Origin of the sequence: Dietzia sp. SLG310A2-38A2 (assembly GCF_014145095.1) — a bacterium.
GTDB lineage: Bacteria > Actinomycetota > Actinomycetes > Mycobacteriales > Mycobacteriaceae > Dietzia.
Genome location: NZ_JAALDX010000462.1, coordinates 1,863 through 7,787 on the forward strand (window position 1 = coordinate 1,863; position 5,925 = coordinate 7,787).

Here is a 5,925-nt window from a genome sequence, read left to right on the forward strand (position 1 = left end):
CTGGGAGCGCGAATCCGTGTGGAAGGTCGGCCCGTCGGGGGTGACTCCGGAGATCAGGAGGTGCCGGCACCGCGGCGTGCCGTCCGGGTCGACGGTGGCCAGTACACCCAGTGGTGGGTCGCGGGGATCCACGTCGAGCCAGGCCACCATCGCGGCCAGCGGATCATCGCCAGGTTCCGGCACGGTGGCCTCCGCCGCCGTGGGTTCCTCGCCCGCCCAGGTCTCGGGCAGTTCGGCGGCCGTCATCGCGCGCCTCCGGCTGCCGCGACGGCCCCGAGGTCGGCGGAGAGGTCGGCGCCCGGGACCCCACGCGCCGGATCGAAGACCGCGATCTCCGCGAGCGCACCGACCACGGTGGCCACGTGATCGGCCACCAGCCTGGCCCCGGTGTCGGGGTCGGCGCCGGTGGGGTCACCGATCACCCCGGTGTCGGACAGGTCGTCGGCCAGCCAGCCGAACTTCACGGGCCCCGTGAAGCCGATGTGCTGGCACCCGGCCAGCCCGGTGGGGACCCTGGCCTCGGCAACGGACATGTCGACGAGTTCCGGGCGCAGGTGGAGCATCATCGACGTCTCGGCCCACCCGGCGTGGATCCCCATCCCGAGTTCGGTGGGGCCCGGGTTCGCCCGACCGGCGTACAGGAAGGTCCGCAGGCCGCTGCGCCTGCGCAGTTCCCGGAGCGCCACCTCCAGCAGGGCGGAGTTGCCGCCGTGGCAGTTGACGAAGAGCACGCGGCCGAACCCGCTGGCACGCAGCGCCGAGCCGAGTTCACGCACCTGGGAGAGCAGGGTGTCCGCGGTGATCCACATCGCTCCGGGGAACGAGGAGTGCTCGTCGCTCTTGGTGTACCCGAGGGCGGGCATGAGCCAGGCGTCGACCGCTCCCTCAACGCCCGTCCCCTCCCCGTCAGCGGCGGCGGCAGCGGCGGCGGCCACCGCCCGGGCGGCCACCTCCTCGGCCACGATCAGGTCGGTGGCCAGGGGCAGGTGGGGGCCGTGGGGTTCGATCGCGCCTGCGGGGATGACGGCCACGGGATCGCCCCGGCCCACCCGCGCGGCCTCGACGGTGCTCAGGTCCGCATAGCGCCGTGCGGGCCCGATCATTCCTCCCACCGCCCGGGGTTGAGCAGGCCGTGGGGGTCTGTCCGGGCCGCCAGCGCCCGCACCTCCTCGGTGCCGTGGTCCACGCGGTACTGGTGCGGTGAGTGCACCCTCACGCCCAGCTCCTCCAGGACCGGCACGCCCGCGTAGGCGGCCTCCGGGTCGGTGTAGTGCCCGTTGAGCATTCCGAACATCCGGCCGTGGCCGGCCTCGAGGTGCAGGGTCCCGCCCGGGTAGACGGCCTCGACCTCGTCCAGCCGCTCCACCAGCGCGTCACCCTGGCATTCCATGTGGAACCACGTATCCGGTTCCGCCTTCTGCAACCAGTGGGTGGGGTGGTTGTAGGACAGGGTCGAGACCTTGATGGACTCGTTGACCCCCTTGCGCACCGCCTCGACCACTCCCCCCGCCTCGGTGACCAGGGCGCTCACCTCGTCCACGATCGAGGCGTCGACGATCGTGCGGAGGCTCGCCCGACCGGGCGGGATGGCCTCGTCGGGGGGCAGGCAGCCGGCCACGTGGGCACCGTCGGCCGAGCAGAGCCGCGGGGCCGGGTCGAGCCGGTGGATCCGCGGGACCACGGCGAAGGCGTCGTGGTGGTCGTCGAAGCTGGCGTAGACGCAACGCCAGTCCTGGAGGGGTTCGATCCGCACGGTGGCGCGGACGATGATCCCCGCGACCCCGTAGGTGTGCACGAACGGCTGGGCGTCCTCCCCGGTCAGGTGCACGATCTCGGCGTCGGGGTGGGCGAAGACCACGTCGAGCGCCTCGACGAACCCCTCGTGGTTGCGGCCGTGGACGATCGTGCCCGTCCCGGCGGACCCTCCGGCCAGGAAGCCCCCCAGCGTGGACTGCACGGTCGAGGGGTACATCCACAGCTGCGACCCGTCGCGGGCGAGCCGCTTCTCCAGACTCATCATGCGAACGCCGGCCTCGGCGGTCACCGTCCCTGCCTCCGCGTCCACGTCGTCGATGCCCCGCAGCGCGGTCAGATCCAACACGAGCCCCCCGTGCAGCGGGACCACCTGCCCGTAGTTGCCGGTGCCCTTTCCCCGTGAGGTGATGGGGACCCCGCGGCGGACCGCGGCGCGGACGATCGGCGGGACCTGTTCGACGCTGGTGGGCCGGGCGACCACCTCGGGGCGGCCGATCGGCCACTGCGCACGCAGGATCGGACTGAGGTACGAGCCGTCCTGGGAGGCCTTGTCGAGGCTGCGGTCGTCGGTGAGGACGAGGTCGGGGCCGAGCAGGTCGCTCAGGTCCTCGACGAGTCCGGCCACGTCCGGGGTCGTGGCGACCGTCGGCGACGCCGTCTGGGTCTCGCTCACTGGGGTGCCTTCCTGTATCGGGTGGTCACTGGGGGGATCAGTTCATCCCGATGGCCGGGTCGATGAAGCGGTTGGTGGCGATGGTTTCCGGTGCCACGTCCTCGGCGATCGCGACATCGGCGGCCTCGTAGATGCCCGTGACCATCCCGACGATCTCGGCCAGTCGTTCCTCGTCGAAGTTGCCGACCGTCGAGTCGGGACCGTTGCCGACGATCTCCCGATCGAGCATGGCCTCGACGGCGAAGTCCGCCAGTTCGGCGCTGTAGACCCAGCCGGTGTTGAACTGCTCGACGGCGTCGACGATCACCGCGTTGGTGCGGTCCGGGTCCGAGAAGTACTCGACCTCGGCCTGCTGCAGGACGGGCACGAGCATCTCGAGACACGCCGAGTTGTCCTCGAGCTCGGCGGAGCGCACCGCCATCATGGACTTGTAGATCGGGTATCCGGTGTCGTGGAGCAGCTCGTAGGCCACCGGCTTGCCCCACTCGGCGACCTCGTTCTCATAGATGAACGGCTCGGCGCTGGCGTAACCCTGCTGCGCCACCGACCCGCCCGCTGCCACGAAGTTGGACGGCGACCCGTCATAGCTTCCGTCGACCTGCTCGGGATCCAGGCTGCCCTCGCCGGTGAGGTAGTCCATGTACGCGTTGCCCTCGAAGTACAGGACGCGGGTCCCCTCGTCCTTGAGGTCGGCGATGCGCGCCACGTCCGGGTAGGTCTCCGGGTCCCACATGATCATCTGCGGGTTGATGTCCAGCGGGGCGAAGACCCCGACCGTCGGGTTGTTGAGGGAGTTCTGCACGGCCTGGTCGGAGTCCACGTACCCGAGCATGATGTCGGTGTCCTGGTACATCTGCGCGGTGACCTGCTGGAAGCCGATCGCCGGCCCGCCGGAACGGATCTCCACGTCCACGCCGGTGTACTCCCCCGAGGCGAACAGCGGTCCCGAGACCGACTTGGCGCCGGCGTCGATCGTCGGATCCGGTCCCAGCAGCTCGTAGAGGTGGCCGTGCTCGGCCTCCGGATTCCAGTCGGTCTGGACCACCACGGTGGCGGGGCAGCTCTCGCTGAGGTCCACGGCCCCGATCTCCCCGCTGTAGCCGGACGCGGCCTCGGTGGACTCGGAGTCGGAACCACCACAGGCGGTCAGTGTGGCGGCTCCGAGGGTGCACAGGGCGGCCACGGAGAGCACGGTCCTGGTGGTGTGGATGCGGCGCATGGGGGTCTCCTCCCGGGGGCCGGATCCGGCCTCCCGTATTGACGTGATCAATATCTATAGTGAAGCGGTGCTTCGTTTCCGTTGTGTTGCCGGTCGGGCAGGTGTGGGTTAAGGCCGAGCGGATGCGGGGTGCAGCCGTGGCGCGACTCTCGGCGTCACCGCTGGTCGTCGGCGTTGTACCACCGGCCCACCACCTTGCGGGAGAGCAACCCGAAGGCCAGGAACACCAGCACGCCGAGCAGCGACGCGAGCAGGATGGAGGCGAACAGTTCCGGCGACTGTAGCCGGGCTCTATAGGTGTCGATGAGGATGCCGATCCCGGGGTCCCCCTGTTTGAAGAAGAAGTCGCCGACGATAGCGCCCACCACGGACAACCCGGCCGCCACCCGCAGACCCTCGAAGAGGGCGGGCAGAGCGGCCGGCGCCTCGAGCTTGCGCAGCACGGTCAGCCGACCGGCGTGGTGGAGCTTGAACAGACGCCGCAGCCCCGGGTCCACCGACTTGAGACCGAACAGCGTGTTGGACACGATCGGGAACAGGGCGATCAGCACGCAGACGAACACCCGCGCGGTGAACCCGAAACCGAACCAGAAACCGATGAGCGGCACCAGCGCGAGGATCGGGATGCACTGCAGCACCACGGCGTACGGGAACAGCGAGCGCTCCGCCCAGGTCTCCTGGCTCATCAGGATCGCCCACACCACCCCGATCACGAACGCGATCGCCAGGCCTGTCAATGCCACGACCGTTGTCCGCCCCAGCGCCTCGAGCATGGCCGGGAGGTTGGGTCCCAGGAAACCGTCGGTGATCACGACGTGCGGCGGGGGCAACAGGAACCTGCGGGCGGGTTCGAGCACCACGTAGCTGACGAAGTACCACAGCCCCAGGAAGGCGGCCAGGACGACGAGCGGGCCGCCGATGCGCACGAGTGCGCCGTCCGCGGAGATCCGGCGCCGCCCGGTCTCGGCCGAGGTTGGTGCGGTGACCGTGGTCGCCCCGCTCGTTGGCGGGGTGTCGGACCCGGGGGCCGTGTCGGTGTCGGCCGTGGTGCTGCCGGCAGCGGTGGTGGTGGTGGTGTTCATCAGTGTGCCTCCTCCAGAGCCTGGGAAACCTCGCCGACGAGGTTGATGTAGTCGGCCGAATACCGGACCTCGGGGTCGCGGGGGACGTCGAAGGGGACGTCGACGGTGTGGACGATGCGACCGGGGCGCCCGGACATGACGACGACCCGGGTGGACAGGTACACGGCCTCGGCGACCGAGTGGGTGATGAACAGTCCGGCGAACCGCTTGGCCGCGAACAGCCCCAGCAGCTCGTCACCGAGGCGCTGCCGGGTGATCTCGTCGAGCGCCCCGAACGGCTCGTCGAACAGGAACAACTCGGGCTCGAGGGTCAGCGACCGGGCGAGCGACACCCGCATCTTCATGCCGCCGGACAGCTCGCGGGGAAGGGAGTGCTCGAAGCCGGACAATCCCACGAGGTCGATCGCTTCCTGCGCCCGCCGTCGCCGATCGGCCTTGCCGATCCCGTCGAGCTCGGCCAGCATCTCGACGTTCTGGGCCACCGTGCGCCACGGCAGCAGCGTGGCGTCCTGGAAGACGTACCCCACCCGGTCGGTGCCGGTCTGCATGTAGCCGTCGGTGTGGGCCGCCAACCCGGAGGCCAGTCCGAGCAGCGTGGACTTGCCGCAGCCGGAGGGGCCCACCACGCTGACGAACTCACCGGCCCCCACGCGCAGGTCCACGCCCTCGAGCGCGCGGGTGCCGTTGGGATAGGTCACCCCGACGTCGGAGAAACCGAGGATCTCGCTACCCGGCCGGAGGACGGGGCGGGCTGGGGTGGTCATGGTGCCTCCTGGAGGTCGGACGAGCGGATTGAGGCCTGTGTGAGGAACGGGTCGACGACGACGGCGGCCCTCGCTGACACCACGCGCCCCGCCCGCAGCACGATCCGGTCCGCGGGAGCGTCTGCGATCACGTCGTCGAGCCCGCTCGCACGCACCAGCAGCAGGTCGGCGCGGCGGCCGGGAACAGGGCCGGCGGGCGGCAGCCCCATGACGTCACGGGCGCCGTCGGAGACCAGCTGCCATGCGGTGTCCATGTCCAGGTGGGCAGCTACGACGAGCAACATCGCCGTCTCGATCGCGTCGGAACGACCGACCGGGTTGAACGGGTCGCGCACGTTGTCCGCGCCCGCACCCACGGTCACGCCGCCGTCCAGCAACGCCCGCACGGGGGGCAGCCCGCGCGGCGTAGACGTGCACTCCGCCCGACCCTGA

The 5,925-nt window shown here is 70.5% G+C and carries 6 protein-coding genes and 1 pseudogene; all 7 read right to left on the reverse strand.

Features of this window, described 5'->3' with window-relative positions:
• A partial coding sequence (locus tag G6027_RS15115; protein WP_182637889.1) for a pyridoxamine 5'-phosphate oxidase family protein occupies positions 1 to 246 on the reverse strand: 246 nt, incomplete at its 3' end.
• Entirely contained in the window at positions 243 to 1,103 is an 861-nt protein-coding gene (locus G6027_RS15120) for a creatininase family protein (RefSeq protein WP_182637890.1), read from the reverse strand. The genes G6027_RS15120 and G6027_RS15115, both read right to left, overlap by 4 nt.
• Positions 1,100 to 2,428 (reverse strand): FAD-binding protein, encoded by a 1,329-nt coding sequence (locus tag G6027_RS15125; RefSeq protein WP_182637891.1) that lies wholly within the window; start codon positions 2,426 to 2,428, stop codon positions 1,100 to 1,102. Before G6027_RS15125 ends, G6027_RS15120 begins: the two co-directional genes overlap by 4 nt.
• Positions 2,429 to 2,465: 37 nt before the next feature.
• A complete protein-coding gene (locus G6027_RS15130; protein WP_182637892.1) occupies positions 2,466 to 3,647 on the reverse strand; it encodes an ABC transporter substrate-binding protein in 1,182 nt (393 codons plus the stop codon).
• Between the two features lie 155 nt (positions 3,648 to 3,802).
• Positions 3,803 to 4,729, reverse strand: coding sequence for an ABC transporter permease (locus tag G6027_RS15135; protein ID WP_187702936.1), 927 nt, complete (start codon positions 4,727 to 4,729; stop codon positions 3,803 to 3,805).
• Positions 4,729 to 5,493: an ABC transporter ATP-binding protein gene (locus G6027_RS15140; protein WP_107745912.1), complete on the reverse strand. Its 765-nt coding sequence runs from the start codon at positions 5,491 to 5,493 to the stop codon at positions 4,729 to 4,731. The genes G6027_RS15135 and G6027_RS15140 overlap by 1 nt, the downstream gene beginning before the upstream one ends.
• Positions 5,490 to 5,925, reverse strand: a pseudogene (locus tag G6027_RS15145) (cytosine deaminase); the annotation flags it as partial. The gene G6027_RS15140 and the pseudogene G6027_RS15145, both read right to left, overlap by 4 nt.